This is a genomic window from Rhodococcus sp. IC4_135 (genome assembly GCF_011602025.1).
In the GTDB taxonomy this organism is placed as follows: domain Bacteria; phylum Actinomycetota; class Actinomycetes; order Mycobacteriales; family Mycobacteriaceae; genus Rhodococcus_F; species Rhodococcus_F baikonurensis.
This window is the reverse complement of record NZ_JAAOLG010000112.1, coordinates 1-840: the sequence shown is the minus strand read 5'-3', so window position 1 is coordinate 840 and position 840 is coordinate 1. Positions and strand designations below refer to the sequence as shown.

Sequence of the window (840 nt, the reverse complement as noted above, 5' to 3'; positions counted from 1 at the left end):
ATTTCGGCCTCTGTAGAGGTCAGCGTCGAGTTTTGGAGGTCTGCCACCGCGGCGGCCTCGGCGTTCGCGGGCGGCGATGGTGTCGCTTTTCTCCGGGATGACAACGGCGATACCACGGCTGCGGAGCTGTCGGCGGATCGTGCCGGACGAGTACGCCTTGTCTGCGATCACCGCGTCGGGGCGGGTGCGGGGTCGACCCCGGCCGTGGCGTGGGACGTGGATGTCGGCCAGGACTTCGGCCAGCATCGCGCCGTCGTTTCGTTGCCCACCGGTGATCACGTTCGCCAGCGGCCGGCCGCGGCCGTCGACGGCACTGTGAATCTTGGTAGTCAGCCCGCCTCGTGAGCGACCGATGCCGTGACCTGCGGGTTCACAGTCCCGGAAGGGCCGGTTCTTGTGATTCGACCCTGCCCCCTGTGTCCTGCTCAGGACGCGTTGTGTTTGTGCCGTGCTGATGAGCGCGACAGATAGTGGCGTCGACCGAGACGTTCCAGTCGACCTTGCCGGCCGCATCGGCCTCAGCAAGGATGGCCTGCAAGATCCGGTCCCAGGTCCCGTCGCGGGCGTAGCGGGCGTGACGCTTCCACACGGTCTGCCACGCACCGAACTCCTCGCGGGGCAGGTCCCGCCACGGAATCCCTGCTCGGTAGCGGTAAACGATCCCCTCGACGATCTTGCGGTTGTCGCGAAACGGATGCCCCTGTCGCCCTTCGTTCGAGGGCAGCAGGGGCTCTATCCGCTCCCACTGCTCGTCGGTGAACTGGCGAAATCGTGACTTCGTCTGTCCCATACGGCCACGGTCTCGCGGGTTACCGCTTAACTATGGGAGACACGCCCTAG

Annotated in this window: 2 protein-coding genes; one reads left to right on the top strand and one right to left on the bottom strand. The window is 66.1% G+C overall.

Annotated features, from left to right (window positions below):
- Positions 1–345: hypothetical protein (locus tag G8767_RS35640; RefSeq protein WP_206030038.1), on the top strand; the 345-nt coding region annotated here is incomplete at its 5' end.
- A gap of 25 nt (positions 346–370) precedes the next feature.
- Here G8767_RS35640 and G8767_RS35635 read toward each other — a convergent pair.
- A complete protein-coding gene (locus tag G8767_RS35635; protein ID WP_047269526.1) occupies positions 371–790 on the bottom strand; it encodes an IS5 family transposase in 420 nt (139 codons plus the stop codon).
- Positions 791–840 lie beyond the last annotated feature (50 nt).

Coding starts and splice junctions, on each gene's coding strand:
- G8767_RS35635 (WP_047269526.1), bottom strand. CDS start 790: ATGGGACAGACGAAGTCACGATTTCGCCAGTTCACCGACGAGCAGTGG.